Raw genomic sequence first — 21,596 nt, forward strand, 5'->3', positions numbered from 1 at the left:
TTGCTAGACAACGGCAGCCTCACGCCTGGAAGGACTTCATGGAACTCAGCCTCGCTTCGGACCTCTCGCCGCGCGCGCTCTCCACGCTCTTCGCCCGCTCCTTCGAGGGCTACTTCGTCACCGTCCCCGACGCACCCGTGCTGTTCGACGCGCGCGTGCGGACCGAGCACATCTCCCTGGCGGACAGCCGCGTCGCACGGGTGGACGGCGAGCCGGTGGGGCTGGTGCTGATGGCCCGGCGGGGAAGGGTGAGCCGCGTCGCCGGCATGGGCATCGTGCCGTCGCACCGCAATCGCAAGCTGGGCGCGTCCATGCTGCTGCCGCTGCTGGAGGAGGCCCGTACGCGCGGAGATACGCGCATGGTGCTGGAGGTCATCGAACAGAACGCCCCCGCAGTGAAGCTCTACGAGCGCCTGGGCTTCCAGCGCGTGCGCCGGCTGGTGGGCTTCGTGGGGATGCCATCACCGGAGCCGGCCGCCCTGGAGGAGGTGGAGCCCCTGGCCTGCGCGCGACTGCTTCCCGACGACCTGCCCTGGCAGATGGCTCCGTCCACGGTGGCGGGGCTCGCGCTTCCCGCGCGGGCGTTCCGGCTCGGGCCGGCGGTGGCGGTGCTCGGGGATGTCTCCGCGCCCACGCTCGCGCTGCGTGCCATCGCCGTGGAGCCGGAAGCGCGGGGGAAGGGCTTCGGACGCAGGCTGCTCCGCGCGCTGGCGGCGGCGTGGCCGGGCAAGCCCATCGCGGCGAGCGCCATCGTCCCGGAAGGACTGTGCGACCGCTTCTTCCTCGGCGCGGGGTTCTCGCATCCGGCGCTCTCGCAGCTGGAGCTCGTCCATCGCCTCACGCCGTAGCGCGGGCACGACATCGTCCTGTTACGGTGCGCGGCCATGAACCTCATCGAACGACTGCAGGAGTCGATGCGCCAGGCCGCGAGGGAGCGCTACACCTGCGTCCCCGTCCCGCCCTTCACCGCCTACTTCCATCCGTTCGACGCGATGGTCTACCTGAACTACGTCATCCCCGACGGGCCGGTGACGGGAGACACGCGCGAAGCCCTGCGGAAGCTCCGCTCGGAGTTCGGGGCGCGTCAGCGCGTGCCCCGCTTCGAATACGTCGACGCACTCGCCCCCGAATTGGCCGGCATGCTGCGCGACGCCGGCTACCGCCAGGAGGCCGAGGCCCGGTTGATGGTCTGCACGCGCGACACCTATGTCCCGTTCAAGGGGCCGGAGGGGCTCTCGCTCACGGTGCTCTCGCCGGACTCGCCTCGCGAGGACGTCCGCGACTTCTGCGTCACCACGCGCCTGGGCTTCAACCCGGAGGAGACGGTGACGGTGAGCGACGAGGAGGTCTCGAAGACGCTCGCGGACCTGAAGGATGGCCGTGCGGTCCTCGCGAGGATGGACGGGCGCCCGGTGGCGGGCGGGCTGTTCTCCTCACCCCATGAGGGCACTTCCGAGCTCGCGGGCGTCGCGACGCTCCAGGAGTGGCGGGGGCGCGGCATCGGCGCGGCGCTCGTGTCGCGCGCGACCGAAGAGGCCTTCTCGCGAGGCGTGGAGGTGCTGTTCCTGAGCACCATCACCGAGGAGGCCGGCCGCCTCTACGAGCGCGTCGGCTTCCGGTTCCTCACGCGGATGCTGTTCTACGTCGACGCCGCGGCGCCCGCCCACGGCTGAGCCCCGCCCGAACGCCACCGCGTCCGTCCATGCCGCGGCGGCGTGCGCCCCTGGTCGCTCCGCACCCAGGGGGGCCTCCCTTCCGCCGCACGGCACGGTGCTGTCATTGTTCGCTCCAGTCCGGCGACACGGGAGAGCAACGACAATGGCGGGTTCGAGCTTCAAGGTGACGAGCAAGGTGCGCCTACGGCACATCCAGGCGCTGCGGGCCGCGGGTGCGGACGTCGAGGTCCACTTCGACGGCTCCCACCTGGCGGCGGTGAAGCCGCCGCACTTCGAGGTGGGCGTCATCATCGCCCGTGAGAGACTGGAGGACGTGGACTCGGGCATCGCCCAGATGTTCGGCTTCTTCACCCGGGAGGTGAACCTCACCAACCGCGTGAAGTATGAGGTCGCCAACTACGACGAAGACCTCATCGACCGCTCGAACTACGGCTATGCGATTCGGGCCGACCTCGACACGCTGGCCAATGGCGGCGTCGGCAACTTCATCCAGAACGTCCTCTGAGAAGTCCGGGAAGTCTCTCTTCCCGAGCAGGGCAGACAGGCGAGCGTTGAAAGGACCTGGGCGGCGGGCTCGTAAAGGAGCATGAAAGCCACCCGCCCGGTCGTTCTACAATCCGCTCCCGAATGCCCCCCCGTCCCCCCGGCCGCACCCTCCGCGTGTACCCCGATGCCGGCCGGCGCCAGGCAGCGCTGCGCGCCGGGGGGGATGCGAGCGGGCTGTCGGTGGGCGCCAACCTGCTCACCTGGGACGAGCTGCTGCACGCCCTGGGCGGCGCACGGGAGCTGAACCGGCGCCCCTGTCCGGCGATGGCCGCGCGCACCGTGGTGGCTTCACTGGGGCCCGCCCTGGGGCCCACGCCGTTCGGCGAGTACGTGCGCGAGCCCGCCTTCGCCCGCGCCGCGCTGGACGTGGTGCTGGACTTGAAGGCCGGCCGCCTCACCGCGCGCGAGCTGCAGGACGCGGTGGAGGTGCTGCCGCCGGACCGGCAGAAGCGGGGCCGGGTGCTCGCCCGCCTGTACCACCTGTACGAGCAGAAGATGGCGGAGCTGGGGCTGGCGGACCGCGAGGACGTGATGCGCGGTGCTCGCGAGGCCCTGGCCAGCGGAGCCTGGCCGGTGGGCTGGGAGGGCGTGGGCGCGCTCGTGCTGCACGGCATCTACGACGTACGCCCGTCCGGGCTGGAGCTGCTGCTGGCACTGGTGGCGGCGTGCGAGTCGCGGCGGGTGACGCTGCGGGTGGAGACGCCGGTGGGAGGCTCGCCCGCGGCGGACGCGGCGCTGGCGGCCCTCTTCCGCGCCTTCGAGAACCGCGGCGAGACGCTGCCGCACGTGGACCTCTTCAAGGCGGACGTCACCTTCGAGGGCCGGCCATTCATCGACCTGGGTCGGCACCTGTTCTCGCCGCGCTCCCCGCGCGACGTGTTGAAGGACACCGTGCCCGCCCTGCGCGTGTGGAGCGCGGCCACGGCCCGCGAGGAGGCGCGCCTCGTCGCCCGCGACGTGCGGCGGCTCATCGCGGAAGGGGCCTCGCCCGGGGACATCGCGATTGCCTGGCGCGAGCCGGGGCCGGAGGCCGGGTGGCTCGCGGAGTCGCTGGGCGAACTGGGTGTGCCGGTGCGCCTGCCCTGGGGCGAGCCGCTGGCCCTGGCCGGTCCGGTGCGGCTCGCGTTGGATTTGCCGATGCTGGTGGAGGACGGCTTCCCCGCCGAGCGCGTCGCGGAGTTGGTGGGCAGCCGCTACGCGCCCACGCTGTCGCGCGGAGGCCCGGACGCGCCCGCGAGCCTCTTCGCCCTCGCCGCCGTGCGTGACGACAAGCTGGGCGCGCTGCGCAACCGCGGTGCCTATGACGTGCGCCTGGAGGGGCTCGCCCGGCGGCTGCTCGCGCTCTACGGCGCGCAGAAGAAGGAGGCCGGCAGCCGCGTCCACACCGTGCAGGTGCTGCGCGAGCGCTGCATGTTGCTGATGGACTTCTGCCGCCGCATCCCCGAGGAGGGCACCGCCGGGGAGCTGCTCACCGCGTGGTGGCACGCAGTGGAGCGGCTGGGGCTGGTGGACACGGAAGGGCCGCTGGAGTCGCGCGAGGAAGGCGGCCTGGGCGCCCGGGCCGTGGACGCGCGGGCGCGGGACGAGGCCGCGCGCGAGGCACTGCGCCAGCGTGTGCAGGGGCTGTCGCGGATGATGAAGGCCGTGGGCGGCGGGCCGAAGCTGCGGCGGCGCACCTTCGGCCGGTGGCTGCGCGACGCCATGGCGGACGCGCACCTGCCGCCGCGAGGTCCACGGAGCGGCGCGGTGGAGGTGCTCGACGTGGCCGAGCTGCCGGGCCGCACCTTCCGTCACCTCTTCCTCGCGGGCATGACGGAGGGCCGCTTCCCCGGACGGGACGCGCCTTCTCCTCTGCTGGGGGACGCGGAGCGCTCGGCGCTCAATCAGCACCTGGGCCGCGACGTGTTCCGCCTCACCGGCGGCGAGTTCGAGGACCGCGCGGCATGGCGCCTCACCGAGGACCGGCTGCTGTTCGCCAGCGCGCTGGCCGTCGCGGAGGAGACGATGAGCCTGTCCTTCGCCATGGAGGCCGCGGGCGGGCAGGAACAGGTGCCGTCCGCGTTCCTGGAGGAGGTGCGCCGGCTCACCGCGCTGAAGTGGACGCCGCGCTCGTTGCCGCCCATTCCTCCGCTGGACGAGGTGCTCACCGAGGCCGAGCTGCGCCGCTGCGTCGCGCTGGAGGCGCTGGCCCAGCCGAAGCTGCGCGTCACCGAGCCGGACCCGGCGGCCCCGCTGCTCAAGCGCCAGTTCGAGAAGGAGCCCTGGTACACGGGCGCGCGCGAGCTGTCGCTGGTGGAGGTGGAGCGCCTGTTCTTCTTCGGCGACCCGAACCGGCAGCCGGGGCCGTACTCCGGCTCGGTGGATGTCAACACGATGCGCGAGTCACTGCGGGAGACGTTCCGCTTCGACCTCACGCGCCCGCTGTCCGCGTCCGCGCTGGCGCGCTTCGGCAACTGCGGCTTCCAGGGCTTCCTCACGTACGGGCTGAAGGTGTCGGAGCCCGACGCGCCGGGCGAGGAGTTCGACGCGCGCGGCCGCGGCACCTTCTGGCACCGCGTGGTGGAAGAGGTGTTCAAGTCGCTCAAGGAGCACGAACTGCTGGGCAAGGCGCCCGAGGACGTGCCGGAAGAGGTGCTGGACGCGGCGCTCAAGTCCGCCATCAAGCACTTCGAGAAGTTCCACCACGTGGGCCACCCCGCGCTCTGGAAGCTGGCGCACGAGCGCGCCCGCGCCATGGCCCGCCGCATCCTCGTGGACGAGCGGCGCGGGCTGCCCTTCGACAAGATGGTGCCGCAGGGCTTCGAGCTGCAGTTCGGCCCCGCCGCCGTGGACGACAAGTGGCGCAACGTCATCCTCCCGATTGGCGGCGACGCCATCGTCTTCGAGGGGAAGATAGACAGGCTCGACATGGCGGGCGGTGACGTGGGCGTCATCGACTACAAGTCCGGCCGGCTGGACAAGCGCGCGCTGAAGGAGAAGCTGCTCACGTCGGACTTCCAGCTCCCGCTGTACCTCTACGCGGCGCGGGAGAGCGGCCACAAGGAAGCGAAGCAGGCGGCGTGGTTCTCGCTGCGCACCGGCGCCACCATCCACCTCTCCGAGGTCGTCTCCGCGCAGGAGATGGACGAGCTGCTGTCCACGGACCCGGAGGTGCGCGCGCAGGTGGCGGAGAAGCAGGGCCTCAACCTGCCCAACGCGGTGGAGTCGCTCGTGAATACGCTGCGCGAGGGGCGCTTCGCCGCGCGGCCCCAGGACTGCGGCACGTGTGGCTTCCGCGCCGTGTGCCGGATTACCGAGCGCCGCATGACGGAGGAGGGCGGATGAGCGACACGCCGTCCCTCTTCGCGCTGGAGCGCAACCTGGCCCTGATGGCCGGCGCGGGCGCGGGCAAGACGTACAGCCTGGTGACGATGACGCTGCACCTGCTCGCGGGCGCGCGCGAGGTCGGCGCGGCGGTGCGCCCGTCGCGGCTGTGCATGCTCACGTTCACGGACAAGGCCGCCGCGGAGATGCGCTCGCGCGTGCGGCAGCGGCTGGACGGGCTGGCGCAGGGTGACACGCGGCAGGACCAGGAGACGGAGCTGCGCGCCTCGCTGGCACGGGTGGACAAGCCCTTCCCGCTGCCGGACGTGTGGCGGCAATTGCGTGAGGAGCTGGGCGGGGCCACGGTGGGCACCTTCCACTCGCTCTGCGGACAGTTGCTGCGCCGCGCGCCCCCGGCGGTGGGCATCGACCCGAACTTCGAGGTGCTGGACGAACTGGAGGCCACGGGCCTGGTGCAGGACGTGTGCGAGCGCGTGGTGCTGGATGCGCTGGAAAAGGGCGACGCGCAGGTGCGCGAGCTGTGCCAGGAGCAGGGCTTCTCCGGCTCGGGCTTCTCCGACGGACTGGTGGCCGCGCTGGTGTCCGTCTACCGCAAGCTGCGCGAGGAGGGACTGCGCGCCGCCACCGCCGCCGTGGGTGATGCGGCCGAGGCTCGCGTGGAGCTGGAGGAGTCCATCAAGAAGTGCCTGCAGCTCTGCTCCGAGGCGCAGGGGCTGGACGTGAAGGGCGAGTGGAGCCGGCTGCTCGGCGGGCTGGAGCGCGCGCTCAACGGGATGACGGTGGAGAACTTCGGCACGGGCGAGCGCTTCCCGTGGATGCGGGCCTGCTTCAAGGCGGACGGGCGCAATCACGCACGGCTGAGCAAGGGCGCCGCGGGCCCCATCCGCGAGGTGTACTGGCGCGTCTTCGGCAAGAGCGATGGCTCCGTGCCGCGCATCGACGACGCCTGGGCCGCGTGGCGCACCGCCCCCTTCGAGGCCACCTTCCGAGATTTGCTGACGCAGGTGGAAGAGCGCCACGACACGGAATTGTCCCGGCGCAACGTGTTCGACTTCACGTCGCTGCTCGTGAAGTCCCGTGACTTGCTGCGAGACTTCCCGGAGTTCCGCCGCCAGGTGCAGGAGCGCATCGGCGCGCTGCTGGTGGACGAGTTCCAGGACACCAACCGCCTCCAGTTGGAATTGGTGCTGCTGCTCGCGGAGCAGCGCGAGGGCGGGCCGCGCGAGCTGCCGAAGGACGCGAACCTGGCGACGGCGCTGCCGCTGGAGCCCGCCTTCCTCTGCGCGGTGGGAGACCGCAAGCAGTCCATCTACGAGTTCCGCGGCGCGGACGTCTCCGTCTTCTCCGTGTTGGCGAAGAAGATTGAAGACGAGGGCGGCACGCGCGGCTTCCTCCAGCAGAACCGCCGCTCGGTGCCGGGGCTCCTGTCCTTCTTCAACCGGACGTTCGCCGGCGTGCTCGTCGCCGCCGACGCGCAGGCGCCTCGCCCCTTCGAGGTGGTCTACGTCCCCGGGGAGGACGACCTGTCCCCGTTTCGTCCGTCCCTCACCGAGGCGCCGGTGGTGGAGCGGCTGCAACTGGAAGAGGCGGACACGGCGGGAGACTTGCGCTGGCTGGACGCGGACTCGGTGGCCCGGCGGCTGCGGTGCCTGCTGGCGCCCGGGGCTCCACCTACCGTGAAGAACGAGGACGGCGAGGGACTGCGACCGGCGCGGGGTGGCGACGTGGCCATGCTCTTCCGGACCTTCACGCACCTGGAGGTGTACCGGCAGGCGCTCATCCGCCACGGGGTGCCGCACCGGGTGCTGCGCGGGCGGGGCTTCTACGGCGCGCAGGAGGTGCTGGACCTGGCCTCGCTGCTGGCGCTGCTGGCGGACGCGGAGGACTCGCTTGGCTTCGCCGCGGTGCTGCGCTCGCCGCTGGTGGGCCTGTCGGACGCGTCGCTGTTTCTCATCGCGGGGGACCAGCCCCTGTCGCTGGCGTCACCACGACTGACGGATGCCAAGGTATTGGAATCCATTCCAGAGCGTGAGCGGCTGCGGCTGGAGCGCTTCCTGGGCGCGCTGCCCTCGCTGCGGCGCGAGCGGGACAGGCTGGGCGTGCGGGAGTTGCTGCTGTCCGCGCTGGACGTGACGGGCTACCGCGAGGCGCTGGCGGGCTCGCCCTACGCGGAGCAGGCGAGCGCCAACGTGGAGAAGCTGCTGGCGCTGGCCTCGCGGCGCGACGAGCGCGGCACGGGCGGGTGCGTGGCCTTCGCGCGCGAGCTGCGCATGCTGGCGGAGAACGACCCCACCGAGGCGCAGGCGGACCTGCTGGACGCGGGAGACCCGCGCGCGGTGCAGTTGCTCACCATCCACCGCGCCAAGGGCCTGGAGTGGCCCATCGTCGTGGTGCCGGCCCTCGGCGGGCGGCGGCGTACCTCCAGCGGCCGCGCGCACTTCGAGCGCTCGCACGGCATCTCCCTGCGCCCGTGGGTGCCGGACTCGCTGGACGATGACTACACGTCCACGCGCTTCGACGCGGTGAGGGCGGAGCTGAAGGCGCGCGAGGACGCCGAGTACCGCCGCCTCCTCTACGTGGCCCTCACCCGCGCCCGGGACATGCTGGTGCTGTCGGGCGGCGCGGAGCCGCGCGGGGGCAAGGACTCGTGGTGGCACCTCATCGACGCGCGCCTGGACGTCGACTCGGAGCTGCGCGGGCTGGTGGACGACTTGAACGTGGACTCGCTCCCGCCGCCCGCGGACCCCGAGCCGCCGGGCCCGGAGGCGATGGCGCTCGCCGGGGCCCGCGTGGAGGCCGCGCTGCTGCGGGTGCGCGGTGGGCTCGCGGAGGACGGCGAGGAGCCCGGAACCGCGGTGGCTTCCGTGGGCGCGGTGCAGGACTTCCTGGCCTGTCCCCGGCGCTTCCACTACCTGCACCGGCTGGGGCTTCGCGGCGCGGCATGGCCCTGGGAAGTCGCTCCCCGGGGCACTCCGCCGCTGGTGGAGCCCGACGGGTGGTTGCCCGCCGAGAGCCCGGAGGGGCTGACACTGCGCCTGCTGCGAAGCGTGGACCTGCGGCTCGCCGCGGCCCCCGACGTGGAGCCCGCCGAGCGGCGTGCCCACCTGGAGGCGCTGCTGCGGGACGCGGGCGCGCTCCCGGACGAGGAGGGCATGGAGGGCGTGCTGGGCGCGGTGGAGCGCTTCCTCGGCACGGACCTGGCCCGTCGCATGGCGACGTCGCCCGCGCAGTCCGTCCACCGGGGCCTGCCCTTCCACCTCGCGCTGGAAGGTGGGGCTGCCCTGGAGGGCGAGCTGGACATCCTCTGGGAGTCACCCGAGGGCGAGGCGGTGGTGCTGGCCCTCAAGTCCGGCGGACGACATCCGGTGGGCGCGGCGGCCTACACGCATGAGCTGGCGGCGCTGGACCTGGTCGCCCGGCGGATGGTGCGTGAAGGGGTGCCGGTGCGGGTGGGAGTGGTCTTCCTGGGGGAGCCTCGCCCGGAGCCGGAGTGGCTGTCCGGCGCGAAGGGGCTGGAGGCGGCCGCCAGGCGGCTGGCGGGGGCCGTCCAGGCGCTGGCCCGGGGGGAGGTCCAGGGCGACTGGCCCGGGCGGGAGAGGGCGGCCTGCCAGGCTCTTCATTGTGGCTTCTCGGAACACTGTCACCCGGGCCCCGGCGCGTGCTAAGCGGCGGGCACCATGCCGAACGTCGTCGTCATCGGAGCGCAGTGGGGAGATGAGGGTAAGGGCAAGGTCGTCGACCTGCTTACCGAGCACGCCCAGTTGGTCGTCCGTTTCCAGGGCGGCAACAACGCGGGCCATACGCTCGTGGTGGGTGGGCAGAAGACGGTGCTGCACCTGATTCCCTCGGGCATCCTCCACCCGGGCAAGACGTGTGTCATTGGCAACGGGGTGGTGGTGGACCCCGCGGTCCTCGTCGGGGAAATCGACGCGCTCAAGGCGCGCGGCTTCCTCAAGGAGGACTCGCAGCTCATCATCTCCGACAATGCCCACGTCATCTTCCCGTGGCACAAGCTGCTGGACAGCTTCCGCGAGAAGGCGCGCGGCGGCAGCGCCATCGGCACCACGGGCCGGGGCATCGGTCCGTCCTACGAGGACAAGGTCGCCCGCCGCGGCATCCGCGTGCGTGACTTGCTCAACGCGGAGCGGCTGAAGAAGCGGATTGAAGAGCGCCTCCCGCAGGCACTGGAAGAGCTGAGGGAGCTGTGCGCGAAGGCCGGAGACCCGGTGCCGCAGCTCGAGGTGCCGCAGGTGCTGGCGGAGTTCTCCGCCCTGGGCGAGCGGCTCAAGCCCTACGTGCACGACGCCTCGCTCTTCCTCTCCGAGCAGGTGCGCCGCGGCGCGCGCATCCTCTTCGAGGGCGCGCAGGGCACGCTGCTGGACGTGGACCACGGCACCTATCCCTTCGTCACCTCGTCCAACTGCGTGGCGGGCAACGCCGCGGTGGGCTCGGGCCTGGGGCCCACGGCCATCGACAAGGTGATGGGCATCAGTAAGGCGTACACCACCCGCGTGGGGGGCGGCCCGTTCCCCACCGAGCTGAACGACGCGCTGGGTGAGCAGCTGCGCAAGGTGGGTGACGAGTACGGCGCCACCACCGGCCGTCCCCGCCGCTGCGGCTGGCTGGACGGCGTGGTGCTCCGGTACGCCGCGCGCGTCAACGGTCTGTGGGGCATGGCCCTCACCAAGCTGGACGTGCTCAGCGGCCTCAAGACGCTGTGCATCTGCACCGCGTACGAGCTGGACGGCCAGAAGATCACCGAGCTGCCCGGCGACTACGAGGACCTCGCCCGCGTCAAGCCCATCTACGAGTCGCTGCCGGGCTGGGACGAGAAGATTGCCGGCGTGCGGACGTTTGATGAGCTGCCGGAGAACGCCAAGCGCTACGTGCGCCGGGTGGAAGAGGTCAGCGGCGTCCCCGTGGTGTGCGTCTCCGTGGGCGCCGACCGCGGCGAGACGGTGCTCCTCCAGAACCCGTTCCGGAGCTGACCTGGGGCGGGGTCCTGACGGGCCCCGCCCAAGGTGGGCTGACACGGGCCCGTCCGAGGTGGGCTGACAGGGGCCCGGGGTTTCTGCTACGGCATCCGGGTCGTCACCCCAGGGGGCCGTCATGGTTGTCGTGCGCAGGTTCGTCATCGCCATGTCCGCGATGTTGCTGCTGGGCGCCGCGGAGCCCTCCGCCCCGGCGCGCGCCGCCTTCGAGCGGGGCGAGGCGGCGCTGTCGGCCGGAAGGATGGACGAGGCGGGCGCGGCCTACCGCGAGGCGCTGGTCGCCACGCCCGGGTACGCCGCGGCGCTCAACGGGCTGGGCAGCGTGCTCTTCCGCAAGGGCCAGGTGGCCGAAGCCATCACCCGCTTCCGCGAGGCCACGCAGGCGGACCCCGACTTCAAGATGGCGTTCTTCAACCTGGGCTATGCCGCGCGCAAGGCGGGCGATGCCGCCACCGCGGCCCAGGCGTACGAGCGCTACACGCAGCTCGAGCCGAGCGACGCGGACGGCTACTACGGGCTCGGAGAGAGCTACCGGCAGCTCGGCCAGAAGGACAAGGCGGTTCCCGCGTACCAGGCGTACATCGCGCGGGAGAAGCGCCCCGGCGAGCAGGTCTGGGTGCGCAAGGCCCGTGAGTACCTCGCGGCCATGGGCGCGGAGCCGCTGCCGGCCAATGCGACGGTGCCGGCCGCTGCTGCCGCCTCCACGCAGTCCGCCGCGGCGACTCCGGCGGTGGACCTGCCGGCGCCATTTCCTGAGTCCCGGCCCGCGAGTGCCGCCCCGGTGGCCGAGCTGGAGCGCACGCCGAACCCGGCGCTCGCGGCGGCGCGCATCCGGGACGGGGATGCGCTGATGAAGGAGCGCCGCTACCGCGAGGCGGCCTTCGCCTTCCTGGACGCGACGCACGCGGACGCCGGCCATGTGGAGGCCCTCTTCAAGCTGGGCAATGCGATGGCGGTGCTCGGCTACTACGGGCAGGCGGTGGAGAAGTGGGAGCGCGCGGCGAAGCTCACCCAGGACGCCGCCATCCGCCAGAGCGCGCAGGACAACGTGGCCCGGGCGCGCGCGAAGATGGCGCAGGCGGGGGCTTCACCCCAGGCGGCCGGCCTGCCCCCGGGCTCCGGGCCCGTCGCGGACACGACGCGGGCGCAGGCCCGCCGCGCGTACGAGCAGGGCGTGCAGCGCATCGGCACCCGCGACTACAGCGGCGCGCTGACCAGCCTCACGCAGGCCATCCAGCTGGAGCCGATGCTGGCAGTCGCCTACACCGCGCGCGGCAGCGCGAACATCGGACTGCGGCGCTATGCGGAGGCCGCGGCGGACTACCAGTACGCGCTGGACCTGGAGCCCGGCGCGGCCTCACCGCTGTACGGACTGGCCGAGTCCTACCGGGCGCTGGGGCGCAACGCGGAGGCGCGGGCCCTCTATGAACGGTATGCGGCTTCGTCCGCAACCGACGTGCGGTCGCAGCTCCAGGAGGAATCCCGACAGAAGGCCGCGAAGCTGCGTTGACCGCTCGCCAGGGGGGCAAGGGGGCAGGTGGACCGTGTCAGCTCCAAGCATTATTTTGGAGGTATGACCGGGCGCGACGCGGATGTGGACCGAGGGCAGGTCTTCAGGCCCCGCAGGGTGCTGGCGGCCTCGATGGCCGTGGCGGGGCTACTCTGGGTGGGGGTGCTGCTGTACCTCTTCCGCTTCGACGAGGTACCGCTGAAGACCTTCCTCTCAGCGGGGTTCTTCGTCCTCTTCTTCGGCGTCTCGCTCACCTACTACGCGCGCACACGCATCGTCGTGGACTCGGGGGGCATCACCTACCGGGGCATGGTCCGAACGCGGCATTTCTCGTTCGCGGACATCCGCAAGCTGGACGTGCTGCCCGGCCCCGTGACGGTCTACGCCATCCGCGGCCAGTGGGGCTTCGTCCACTTCACCAGCTTCTTCCAGCACCACCAGCGGCTCGCCCGGATTCTCGTGGAGCGCGCCGGCCTGGCGCCGACCTGAGCGCTCAGCCGCTCCCCGCCAGCGCGTAGGTGACGACGAGTCCCGCGAGCGCCGCGAGCGCGCCGAGCCCGATGAGCCACCACTCGCCCCGCGCCTTCCTTGGCGGTGGATTCTGCGCCGCCGCGTCCGTGCCGGGGAGCGCCTGCGCCTCGGACTCCGCCGCGGTTGCTGGAGCAGGGGCTCCAGGCGCCTGCTCCACATTTGCCACGGGGGAGGGGACAGTTTCGGGCGGTGGTGCCGATGGAGGCGGCGGCTCCTCCACGGGCGCCTGGAAGCGCAGCAGCGAGCGTCCCAGCTCGATGACGTCTCCATCCGCCAGCGGGGCGCGTCCCTGGACGCGCTGGCCGTTGATGAAGACCCCGTTGGGGCTGTCCAGGTCCTCCAGCGTGAAGCCCCCCTCCCCGTGAAGGATGCGCGCATGGGTCCGGGACACGGCCCTGTCACGCAGGCGGAGGGCCACCTCGCTGCCCCGGCCCAGCTCCGTGCACGCCTCCGCGAGCGCATGCGTGCGGCCCACGTCCAGGCCCGTGAGGCAGGTGAGGGTGGCCGCGCGGGATGGGCCCGGTTCCTCCGCGCCGGTGAGCAGGCCCTTGAGCACGGCCACGGTGCCCACGCCGCGCTCCGCCGCTGCCTCCCGCAGCACCCGCAGGCACATCTCCTCCGGAAGGCCGAGCACCTCTCCGGGCATCACCAGCCGGGAGACGCCGGGAGGGACGAGGACGCCATTCACGGAGAACGTACGCGCCGCCTCCGCCATGAGCCGCTGCGCTTCGATGCGCAGGGTCAGCAGCCTCGGGGGCAGTCCGTCCAGCCGGATGTGGTCCTCGGAGCCGCCGCCCAGCAGGTGCTGCCCGTCGGACAGCTCGAACGGCGTGGTGGTGCCCAGGTGCTCGAATTCGAAGCGCATGGCCTGGCGCTGGAGCAACGGCCGGGCCGGGGTAACGCCCTCAGGTTCCGCACGGTTGCCCGACGGGGGCGTCCACGCCCGGCGAAGGCCGTCCATGCCCCGGGATGGCAGTCACCCGGGAGGGCAGGGCTCACGCCGCGTGGTCGATACCGGGAGCCGCTGCTTCCGCTACCGCGGCGGGCAGCCGCGTGCCCGGGTACACGGACACCTGCGAGCCATCCGCGACGAACGCCGAGCTGGGCTTCCCGCGCAGGAATGGCTCGAACCGCGCGCCGTAGAGCCCGCGCACGTCGCAGTCCAGCTCCGTGCTGTCCGCCTGCCACACGGACCAGCGCGGATGCTCCACGCGGTACTCCGCGCAACCCCCGTCCCGCTGCGGCGTGTAGCCCCAGTAGTGCTCGGTGATGAACTCCTCTTCCGAGCCCGGTGCGCTGGCCTGGGGCATGCCGCGCGTCCGCGCCGACAGGTGCTGCCAGCGTCCACCGGCCTTCCACGCGTATTCCAGCCGGCCCTGCGTGCCCTGCTCCGCGTCCCGCATCTCCACCGTGTGCCGCATGGGCAGCGCGACGTACGGCTCGTTGTAGAGGACGCGCGCCACCGTGGCGATGGCGAGCCGTGGGACGATTTCCTTCACGAACGCCACGCCGCGCCGCCAGCCCTCGGGGCCCCGGTGGCGCACGTAGAAGCGCAGGTTGACCTCGTCGAAGTTCTGGTGGAACGGCACGACCAGGCCGCGCACGCGCGTGTCCAGGAAGCGGAAGCCCACCATGCTGGCGAACGCCTTGCCCTGCCACGTGTCCAGCTCCGTCCCACGCGGCACGAGAGGCCGGAGCACGTCCGGGTCCACCTCGTAGTTGAGCATGACGAGATACCGCCACGTGGCCGTCAGGAAGGGGCGCATGGGCCATTCGTAACGCGCGCCGCGCTCGCCCGTCCAACCCGCCCGGAGGCGCTTGCGCCCGGGGCTGATGGGATGCAAAGCCCGGGCTGTTCCTTCCGCGTGGCCCCTACACCGGAGGCCTCCCACGTCAGCAGTCCGACCCAACCTCCGCGAAGCCCGCTAGGATGCCTGCCCTCGATGCGCTTCCCGTCCCGTGTCCTCGTCCCGCTCCTGACGCTCACGTGCCTCGCCGCCTGCCGCGACGAGCAGGCCGGCCCGCCCCAGCGCGCGCAGCGCCTGCCCGCGCCCACGCAGGCACGCGCCCTGGACGCCGCGCCCTCGGACCTCACCTTCCGCAGCGGCGCGACGTTCGCCGGCGGCACGGTGGTGTACCTGGGCTCGAAGGTGACGCCGCAGAACGCCGCGCCCGGCGAGCAGGTGCGCCTCGCCCACTACTTCCAGGCCACGCGACCGCCGCCGAAGGGCTTCGGCTTCTTCGTCCACGTGGTGGACACCGCCAGCGGGGGCATGCTCTTCAACGCCGACCACGAGGTGCAGGGCGGTGCCGCGCCGCTCGCGTCGTGGCCGGTGGGCAAGGTCATCGAGGACGTCCACTCCATTCCCATGCCCAACGTGCCCGCGCGCGTGATGCTCGGCTTCTGGCGCGACGACGAGCGTCTGCCCGTGGACGATGCGAGCGCCCAGGACGGCTCCCAGCGGATGCTGGGTCCGCAACTCGGCGGCGCCGCTCCCGAGCTGCCCGAGTACACCGTCGGCCGCGTGACGAAGGCGCCCACCATCGACGGGGTGCTCGACGACGCCGCGTGGAAGAACGCCCGGCCCGTGGTGCTGCGCGGCAGCTTCGACGGGCGTCCCGCGCAGCTGCGCACCGAGGCCCGCCTCGCCTACGACGACACCCACCTGTACGTGGCCTTCGACAGCGAGGACCCGGACATCTGGGGCACGCTGCGCAACCGCGATGACTCCATCTACGAGGAGGAGGTGGTGGAAATCTTCCTCGACGCCAACGCGGACGGGCGCACGTACAACGAGCTGCAGGTGTCCCCGCACAACGTCATCTTCGACGCCTACTTCCCCGCGCGCCGGCAGGGCATGGACCGCACCTGGGACTCGGGCATGAAGACGGCGGTGAAGGTGCGCGGCACGCTGGATGACCCGTCCGACAAGGACCAGGGCTGGTCGGTGGAGATGCAGATTCCCTTCGCGCGCCTGGCCGAGGTCCCCCATGTGCCGCCGCGGAAGGGCGACCGCTGGCGCTTCAACCTCTACCGGCTGGAGCATCACGGACGCCGCGCGGTGGAAGGGCAGGCCTTCTCACCGCTCTACATCGGTGACTTCCACGCGCTGCCGCGCTTCGGCTGGCTGACCTTCCAGTAGCGAAGGTGCCCGCGCTCAGGCGTGCGGGGTGATGTCCCAGTGGGCGTCCGCCACCGAACGCTCGGACGGGTCGCCCAGGAAGCGCAGGAAGCCGCGAAGCTCCAACGTGTCGACGAGCTCCTCGGCCTCGAGCTCCGAGAAGCTCTTCATGTGTACGAGCACGTCCCGCATGAGCGCCTTGCCGCGCAGATAGCCGACGGGCTCACCGGGGCCGAGCGTCTGCTTCAGCTCGGCGGTCAACTGCTGGAGATCGAGGTCCTCTGAAATCATCGCTCGAAGGGTGTTGATGCTCCTCCCCGACGGCAACCCTGTCCTCCTCTGGCGGAGGCTCGCGCGGCAGGAAGGAGACCAGCCGGACGTCCTGCCCATCGCTCTCCACGGTGACGGCGCCGTCCAGGTCTGTCCGCCAGCACTCACTGCCCATGGCCCGGTAGCGCGCCTCCACCTCCGGGTGCGGGAAGCCATAGCGGTTGCGCCGTCCCACGCAGAAGACGACATGCCGGGGCCGGGCCTTCGCGAGCAGGGCCTGCGTGGACGAGGTCCGCGAGCCATGGTGCGGCGCCTTCATCACCGTCACCGCGCCGACCTGCTCGAGCAGCGCGGCCTCTCCGTCCTCCTCCACGTCGCCCGCGAGCAGCACGGTGACGGCGCCATGCCGCACCCGCAGCACCACGCTCCGGTCATTCACGCCCTCCAGCAGCTCACGCTCCAGGGCCCCCGGAGGCCCGAGTACCTCCAGCGTCGCCTCGCCCAGGGGTAGCGAAGGGTGGCCGGCCTCCACCTCCTCCACGCGTGCGTCGCGCGCCACGGCCACCACCTGCCGTGACAGCGGACCGTCTCCATCTCCCGCGGGCATCCACAGCCGCTCGGTGGGCACCTGCGTCAACGCCGAGGCCAGGCCCAGCGCATGGTCCGGGTGCGGATGGGACAGCACCGCCAGGTCCAACCGGGAGATGCCCGCCTGTTTGAGGTAGGGCACGACGAAGCGCGCGCCGGTGTCCATGCCCCCGGGCACGCCGCCGCCGTCCACCAGCGCATGGTGTCCCCGGGAGCTGAGCACCACCGCGTCACCCTGGCCCACCGAGAGGAAGGTGACGCGCAGGCCCGGCTCCGGCAGGAGCTTCGGTGTCAGCACCGTCCCCACGAGCGCCACGGGCGCCAGCCACCCGCCCAGCCGCCACCGCCCCGTGCCGAGCGCCCACGTCAGCAGCCCCACCGCGTACAGCGTCGCCGCGAGCCCGCCCAGCGCGGGCACCTCCACCGCGGCCAGGGGCGCCGCGGCGAAGAGGCGGGTGATGGCCAGCAGCAGCTCGGACGCCCACGCGCCGGCCCACAGCACCGGCGTGGCGAGCACGGGCGCCACCACGAAGAGCGCGGCCCCGCCCGCGGCCAGTCCCGTGAGCAGTCCGCAAAGGGGAAGGGCGACGATGTTGGACACGAGCCCGGCCAGGCTCACGCGCCCGAAGGCCGCGGCCACCACGGGCAGCCCCGCCAGCGTGGCGGCGGCGCTCGCGCTCAAGGTCTGCGCCACCGCCTCGCGCGCCTGTCCCCACCATCGCCGCACCCGGCGGGGCTCACGCGGGTCCGGCGGGGCCAGGGGGAGGGCCTCGCGCAGCGGAGGTGACAGCAGCACCAGTCCCAGCACCGCGAGGAACGAGAGTCGCAGCGACAAATCCATCACGCTGGAGGGCGCCCACGCCACCAGCACCACCGCCGCGGCGGCCAGCCCATTGAGCCCATCCGCGCGCCGCCACAGGGCCAGCCCCAGCAGCACCACCGTGGCCATCACCGCCGAGCGCACCGCGGGCGGCTGGTTGCCGGTGAAGAGCACATAGGCCCAGACGAAGGGCACCGCCGCGGGCGCCGCCAATCGCCGCGCGTCCAGCTTCCGCCACCGGGCCCCGGCGCGCACCAGCCCGCGCCGCAATAGCGCGAGTGTCATCAGCGCCAGCGCCGCCACGTGCAGCCCGCTGACGCTCAACACATGCGCCAGTCCCGCGCGGGAGAACGCCTCCTCCCACGCGTCATCCAGTTCCGCGCGCTGTCCCGCCGCCAGCGTGAGGAACAGCGCCGCCGCGTCCTTCGACGGCGCCACCGCATGCACCGCCACCGCCAGCCGCGCGCGAGTCTCCTCCAGCGCGCTCCGCCAGCCCGGGGCAGGGGAAAGCACCAGCACGCGCCCCGCGTCCGCCCCCCCGGTGAAGGCCACGCCCTGCCGCCGCCGCGCGACGCCGAAGTCCTTCTCCCCCGGGTTGCCGGGCGGCGCATCCGGCGCGAGCCGCGTCTCCACCCGCACGCGCTGCCCCGGCAGCAGGGCCACGGGCGCACCGCGCAGCGACAGACTCACCCGGAAGCGCGCTGGCTCCAGCGGCCCGTCGGGAGCTCCAGCGCGAGCCACCGCCAGGCGCACCCGGCTGGCCCCGTCGAAGCGCTCCACGCGCTCCGCTTCGCCCTCCAGCACCACCGGGCTTCCGGGCGCGAGGCCCGCTGGCACGTCGACCCGCGCCTCCCAGCAGGCGAGGCCCGCTCCCGCGGCCCACAGTGCCCCGAGCACCGCGAGATGGGCACCAGGCAGGCGAGCGAGCGCCAGTCCGAGCGCTCCCAGCAAAACCGCGCAAACCAGAAATGGCAGCGGCTCCAGCGGTGTTGCTGGTGCGCAGAGGGCGCCAAGCGTGAGGCTTAGCGCGGGAAAGAAGAGAGGACGCGTTCCCAGGTCGCGCCACGCATGACGATCCAACGCCCGACCCCCACCCGCCACCGCCGTCACGTGGGCTCGCACACCTGGCGACACCGCGTACGAAAACCGACAACCTAGTCGGACGCGTAAGGGGTGGTCAAGGCGTTATCGTTGCCCGTGGATGTGGTTTGTGGTAGTAGTGCCCGGCTGAAAGGCCGGCATCGAGTCTTTCAAGGAGGCAGTTAGTGCAGACCAGCTTCAAGACTGGTGACAAGGCGGTTTATCCGGGCCAGGGCGTCGGTGAGGTCATGGGTATCGAGCACACCGAGGTGGCCGGTCAGCGCCAGTCCTTCTACGTGCTGCGCATCCTTGAGAACGGGATGCGGATCATGATCCCGATCAACAAGGTCGGATCTGTCGGCCTCCGGGAGATCATCAGCGAGGAGGACGTCAAGCAGGTCTACTCCATCCTCAAGGAGAAGGACATCTCGGTCGACTCCACGACGTGGAATCGTCGCTACCGGGAGTACATGGAGAAGATCAAGACGGGCTCCGTCTTCGAGATCGCCGAAGTACTGCGCGACCTCTACCTCCTGAAGGGTGACAAGGACCTCTCCTTCGGCGAGCGGAAGATGCTCGACACGGCGCGCTCGCTGCTCATCAAGGAGCTGTCGCTGGCCAAGGACTGCTCCGAGGAAGAGATCGAGTCGGACCTGAAGAAGATCTTCAACCTCGCCTGAGTCGCCGGGCCCGCGCCCGAGACTCCCCGCCCCGGGTTCCCTTGATGGGAGCTCGGGGCTTCGTCTTTCCATGACACGCCATGCCCACGCCATGAGCGAGCCGCTGTCCACATCGACGGAGCAGGACGAGAGAGACCGCCGCATCGCCGAGCTGGAGGCGAGGCTGTCGCGCCGCCGCGTGGGCGTGAAGCCGCTGGCGGCGGTGCTGGCCATCATCGTGGCCGGGGTGCTGCTGGCCATGCAGCGCCGGGACCTGGCGTACTTCTTCTCGCCGAGGGCGCCGCTGACGCTGGGCACGGAGGGCGCGTACCGGTACGAGGCGCTCGTCTCCAACCGCTACGCGCAGGTGCACGGCATCCCCACGGCGCGCGGCGCCTATGAGCGCGCCGACGGCGGCCTCTACGTGCTGGTGGGGCTGCGCGAGTCGCCCCTCGTCGTGCGCCGGGGCGCGCTGGACGGGGAGCAGTGGACGCAGGGACGGCCGCCGCCGCAGCCGGACCAGCGGCCCTTCGCCGTGCGAGGACGACTGCTGTCGGAAGAGGAGGCTCCGCGCTACCGCGAGGCGCTCGCCCTGCTGCGGAGCATGGGCGAGGTACAACCCCACGAAGGCCGGCTGTGGCTGCTCATCGAAGGGGAGCAGCCAGGGGCGGACCGGGGACTCGTGCTGGTGTCCCTGGCGCTCGTCGCCTTCATCGCCCTCAACGCGGTGCTGCTGGTCAAGGGACTGCGGCGGAGCTGAGCCGCGCGAGCAACTCGCGGGCCTCGCGGTGGTTGGCGTCGTACTTCAGCGCCTGCTCGAAGGCGGCGCGCGCCTCGTCCACCCGGCCCGCCTTCCCATGCGCGGTGCCCGCCTGCACGTGGAGGTCCGCCAGTCGCTTGCGCAGCTGCGGGCCATGCCGGCTCCGGCCCGACGCGAGCGCCTCGTCCACCGTCACCGCGGTGGTGAGGTGGGTGATGGCGGCCGGCAGGTCCCGCTTCGACAGCGCCTTGCGGGACTCGGCCTCGGCGTACTCGAAGCGCGCGAGCTGCGAATACAGGGCGTTGAGCTTCGCCGCCTTGGCCCGCTCGCGCGCCGCGGACACCTCTCCCGCTTCGTAGCGCTTCAGCACGGCCGCCTCCGCTGGTGAGCCCGTGCCAGCACGTCCCTTCGCACCTCCCGCTGCAACATCGTGGGCGGAAGGGCCTGTCGCCACCCCGCGCGCCACGTCCATGGCGCTGGGACCGGGGGACACCTCGATGTGCACCGCGGGCGTCCGGGCCTCGTCGCTGGCCGGACTGTCGGAATCCACGGGATGCGCTGCCGTTCCCTCCGCACCGGAGGCAGCGCTTCGAGGTGCCTCGCCAGTCGCCGCGGCCTGGGTCCCGGCTGCGGCGCTTCCCGGTGCCTCGCCGGCCGCCACCAGGGCCTCGGGCGTGCCGTTTCGCGGTGCCTCGCCGGACGCTGGAGCCTGCGCTCCGGACGCCTGCACGACGGGGCCCGCCGCCGGGGCTCCGGAGTGGGCGTCTGAGCCGCGCTTCGCCTGGAACTCCGTGCCCGTGGCCTCCGGCCGCCCCTCCATGGAGGCCAATTGCGTGACGGGCGTCGAGGGATTCGCGCCACCCCCGGCCGCGGGAGGAAGGTCCGCGTCGCTGCCTCCGAAGTTCACCGCGATGACGGTGACGAGCGCCGCCACGGCCGAGCCCACTGCCGCCGCGATGAGCGCGATGCCGAGGGTGCCGATGCCCTTCTTCTTGCCTCCGTCCGGGAGGGTGTTGGTGGCGGTGACGATGGGAACGCCCAGGGCGGGCGTGCCGCCCGGGCCGCGCAGCCGCAGCAGCGCGTTGCCCATGGAAATCTCGTCACCCGGCATCACTTCCACCTCGGAGGTGACTCGGTTCCTGTTGAGGAAGGTGCCGTTCTGGCTGCTGAGGTCTTTCAGGAAGAAGCGGTCCGCGCGCCGCGTGAGCTGCGCATGGCGCCGGCTGATGGACGGGTGCTGCAGGCGCAGCTCCGACGAGGACGAGCGCCCCATCACCAGCGGGCCCTGCTTCACGGGCACGAGCTGGCCGATGCCGGGCCCTCGCTCGACGTACAGGAAGGCGGGCGGATGGCCGGGGTCCGAGTACTCGTGCGCCCAGTCGAACCGTGGGGCCAGCTCCCGGTCATGGCTCTCGCGCCCGCTGCCCTGGCGGCGGCTGCGGCGCGAGCCGGCGGGATACTGGGGCACGCGCTGCGGGCGCGGGTCGTCAGCCCTCAGGGGGTCGACTTCGTCATCATCGAAGGGCAGCTCCACGTCGGAGTCCTTCGGCGCCTGCGTACCCGGCGGGCGGGGAGGGCGGGGCGGGCGCTTGGGATTGGGTGGAGCCATACGGCCATTCTCCCTGATTGGGGGCGGCGTGAAGCGTTGTCCGTTCCAAGCATCCGAAGTTTCCCGGCAGCAGTGAACGCTACTGCTCTCCGCTGCCCAAAACCCGCGAA

The 21,596-nt window shown here is 72.1% G+C and carries 16 protein-coding genes; 11 read left to right on the forward strand and 5 right to left on the reverse strand.

Annotated features, from left to right (window positions below; all coding sequences use genetic code 11):
* Positions 1 to 38: 38 nt before the first annotated feature.
* The 8 genes from G4D86_RS26800 to G4D86_RS26835 all read left to right on the forward strand — a co-directional run bounded on the left by G4D86_RS26800 (position 39) and on the right by G4D86_RS26835 (position 12,536).
* Positions 39 to 848 (forward strand): GNAT family N-acetyltransferase, encoded by an 810-nt coding sequence (locus G4D86_RS26800; protein ID WP_163996882.1) that lies wholly within the window; start codon positions 39 to 41, stop codon positions 846 to 848.
* A 36-nt stretch (positions 849 to 884) separates the two neighbouring features.
* A complete protein-coding gene (locus G4D86_RS26805) occupies positions 885 to 1,673 on the forward strand; it encodes a GNAT family N-acetyltransferase (protein WP_163996883.1) in 789 nt (262 codons plus the stop codon).
* A gap of 145 nt (positions 1,674 to 1,818) precedes the next feature.
* Positions 1,819 to 2,181, forward strand: a complete 363-nt coding sequence (locus G4D86_RS26810) for a hypothetical protein (RefSeq protein ID WP_163996884.1) — start codon at positions 1,819 to 1,821, stop codon at positions 2,179 to 2,181.
* A gap of 122 nt (positions 2,182 to 2,303) precedes the next feature.
* On the forward strand, positions 2,304 to 5,546 hold the full coding sequence (locus G4D86_RS26815) for a PD-(D/E)XK nuclease family protein (RefSeq protein ID WP_163996885.1): 3,243 nt from the start codon (positions 2,304 to 2,306) through the stop codon (positions 5,544 to 5,546).
* On the forward strand, positions 5,543 to 9,211 hold the full coding sequence (locus G4D86_RS26820) for a UvrD-helicase domain-containing protein (protein WP_163996886.1): 3,669 nt from the start codon (positions 5,543 to 5,545) through the stop codon (positions 9,209 to 9,211). The genes G4D86_RS26815 and G4D86_RS26820 overlap by 4 nt, the downstream gene beginning before the upstream one ends.
* Before the next feature lie 12 nt (positions 9,212 to 9,223).
* Entirely contained in the window at positions 9,224 to 10,534 is a 1,311-nt protein-coding gene (locus G4D86_RS26825) for an adenylosuccinate synthase (RefSeq protein ID WP_163996887.1), read from the forward strand.
* A gap of 121 nt (positions 10,535 to 10,655) precedes the next feature.
* Positions 10,656 to 12,047, forward strand: coding sequence for a tetratricopeptide repeat protein (locus tag G4D86_RS26830; protein WP_163996888.1), 1,392 nt, complete (start codon positions 10,656 to 10,658; stop codon positions 12,045 to 12,047).
* A gap of 63 nt (positions 12,048 to 12,110) precedes the next feature.
* On the forward strand, positions 12,111 to 12,536 hold the full coding sequence (locus tag G4D86_RS26835; protein WP_163996889.1) for a PH domain-containing protein: 426 nt from the start codon (positions 12,111 to 12,113) through the stop codon (positions 12,534 to 12,536).
* Positions 12,537 to 12,540: 4 nt separating this feature from the next.
* Here G4D86_RS26835 and G4D86_RS26840 read toward each other — a convergent pair whose 3' ends face one another.
* Together G4D86_RS26840 and G4D86_RS26845 are read right to left on the reverse strand one after the other, a co-directional pair.
* Entirely contained in the window at positions 12,541 to 13,443 is a 903-nt protein-coding gene (locus G4D86_RS26840; RefSeq protein WP_163996890.1) for an FHA domain-containing protein, read from the reverse strand.
* A gap of 130 nt (positions 13,444 to 13,573) precedes the next feature.
* Positions 13,574 to 14,344 (reverse strand): YqjF family protein, encoded by a 771-nt coding sequence (locus tag G4D86_RS26845; RefSeq protein ID WP_163996891.1) that lies wholly within the window; start codon positions 14,342 to 14,344, stop codon positions 13,574 to 13,576.
* A 177-nt stretch (positions 14,345 to 14,521) separates the two neighbouring features.
* Between G4D86_RS26845 and G4D86_RS26850 the strand changes: the two genes are divergently transcribed.
* A complete protein-coding gene (locus tag G4D86_RS26850; protein WP_163996892.1) occupies positions 14,522 to 15,721 on the forward strand; it encodes a carbohydrate-binding family 9-like protein in 1,200 nt (399 codons plus the stop codon).
* 15 nt (positions 15,722 to 15,736) lie between these two features.
* On the opposite strand, the gene G4D86_RS26855 is transcribed toward G4D86_RS26850, so the two are convergent.
* Entirely contained in the window at positions 15,737 to 15,991 is a 255-nt protein-coding gene (locus G4D86_RS26855; RefSeq protein ID WP_163996893.1) for a hypothetical protein, read from the reverse strand.
* Positions 15,924 to 18,458 carry a DNA internalization-related competence protein ComEC/Rec2 gene (locus G4D86_RS26860; RefSeq protein ID WP_163996894.1) on the reverse strand — a complete coding sequence of 845 codons (2,535 nt, stop codon included), beginning with the start codon at positions 18,456 to 18,458 and terminating at the stop codon, positions 15,924 to 15,926. The genes G4D86_RS26855 and G4D86_RS26860 overlap by 68 nt, the downstream gene beginning before the upstream one ends.
* Positions 18,459 to 18,643: 185 nt before the next feature.
* Here G4D86_RS26860 and G4D86_RS26865 point away from each other — a divergent pair, with 185 nt between their 5' ends.
* Together G4D86_RS26865 and G4D86_RS26870 are read left to right on the forward strand one after the other, a co-directional pair.
* On the forward strand, positions 18,644 to 19,138 hold the full coding sequence (locus tag G4D86_RS26865; protein WP_013939202.1) for a CarD family transcriptional regulator: 495 nt from the start codon (positions 18,644 to 18,646) through the stop codon (positions 19,136 to 19,138).
* 70 nt (positions 19,139 to 19,208) lie between these two features.
* The gene (locus tag G4D86_RS26870; RefSeq protein ID WP_240360489.1) at positions 19,209 to 19,877 is read left to right on the forward strand and encodes a hypothetical protein; all 669 of its coding nucleotides are present in this window, start codon (positions 19,209 to 19,211) and stop codon (positions 19,875 to 19,877) included.
* Here the strand turns inward: G4D86_RS26870 and G4D86_RS26875 are convergent.
* A complete protein-coding gene (locus G4D86_RS26875; RefSeq protein ID WP_163996895.1) occupies positions 19,855 to 21,486 on the reverse strand; it encodes an FHA domain-containing protein in 1,632 nt (543 codons plus the stop codon). The genes G4D86_RS26870 and G4D86_RS26875 overlap by 23 nt on opposite strands.
* Positions 21,487 to 21,596: the final 110 nt, after the last annotated feature.

Origin of the sequence: Pyxidicoccus caerfyrddinensis (genome assembly GCF_010894405.1) — a bacterium.
GTDB classification, from domain to species: Bacteria; Myxococcota; Myxococcia; order Myxococcales; family Myxococcaceae; genus Myxococcus; species Myxococcus caerfyrddinensis.

What these genes read in the sequence shown, in the direction of transcription:
- G4D86_RS26845 (WP_163996891.1), bottom strand. Translation starts at nt 14,344, where the DNA reads ATGCGCCCCTTCCTGACGGCCACGTGGCGGTATCTCGTCATGCTCAAC.
- G4D86_RS26855 (WP_163996893.1), bottom strand. Translation starts at nt 15,991, where the DNA reads ATGATTTCAGAGGACCTCGATCTCCAGCAGTTGACCGCCGAGCTGAAG.
- G4D86_RS26875 (WP_163996895.1), bottom strand. Translation starts at nt 21,486, where the DNA reads ATGGCTCCACCCAATCCCAAGCGCCCGCCCCGCCCTCCCCGCCCGCCG.
- G4D86_RS26870 (WP_240360489.1), top strand. Translation starts at nt 19,209, where the DNA reads ATGACACGCCATGCCCACGCCATGAGCGAGCCGCTGTCCACATCGACG.
- G4D86_RS26835 (WP_163996889.1), top strand. Translation starts at nt 12,111, where the DNA reads ATGACCGGGCGCGACGCGGATGTGGACCGAGGGCAGGTCTTCAGGCCC.
- G4D86_RS26840 (WP_163996890.1), bottom strand. Translation starts at nt 13,443, where the DNA reads ATGCGCTTCGAATTCGAGCACCTGGGCACCACCACGCCGTTCGAGCTG.
- G4D86_RS26800 (WP_163996882.1), top strand. Translation starts at nt 39, where the DNA reads ATGGAACTCAGCCTCGCTTCGGACCTCTCGCCGCGCGCGCTCTCCACG.
- G4D86_RS26830 (WP_163996888.1), top strand. Translation starts at nt 10,656, where the DNA reads ATGGTTGTCGTGCGCAGGTTCGTCATCGCCATGTCCGCGATGTTGCTG.
- G4D86_RS26820 (WP_163996886.1), top strand. Translation starts at nt 5,543, where the DNA reads ATGAGCGACACGCCGTCCCTCTTCGCGCTGGAGCGCAACCTGGCCCTG.
- G4D86_RS26815 (WP_163996885.1), top strand. Translation starts at nt 2,304, where the DNA reads ATGCCCCCCCGTCCCCCCGGCCGCACCCTCCGCGTGTACCCCGATGCC.
- G4D86_RS26810 (WP_163996884.1), top strand. Translation starts at nt 1,819, where the DNA reads ATGGCGGGTTCGAGCTTCAAGGTGACGAGCAAGGTGCGCCTACGGCAC.
- G4D86_RS26825 (WP_163996887.1), top strand. Translation starts at nt 9,224, where the DNA reads ATGCCGAACGTCGTCGTCATCGGAGCGCAGTGGGGAGATGAGGGTAAG.
- G4D86_RS26850 (WP_163996892.1), top strand. Translation starts at nt 14,522, where the DNA reads ATGCGCTTCCCGTCCCGTGTCCTCGTCCCGCTCCTGACGCTCACGTGC.
- G4D86_RS26805 (WP_163996883.1), top strand. Translation starts at nt 885, where the DNA reads ATGAACCTCATCGAACGACTGCAGGAGTCGATGCGCCAGGCCGCGAGG.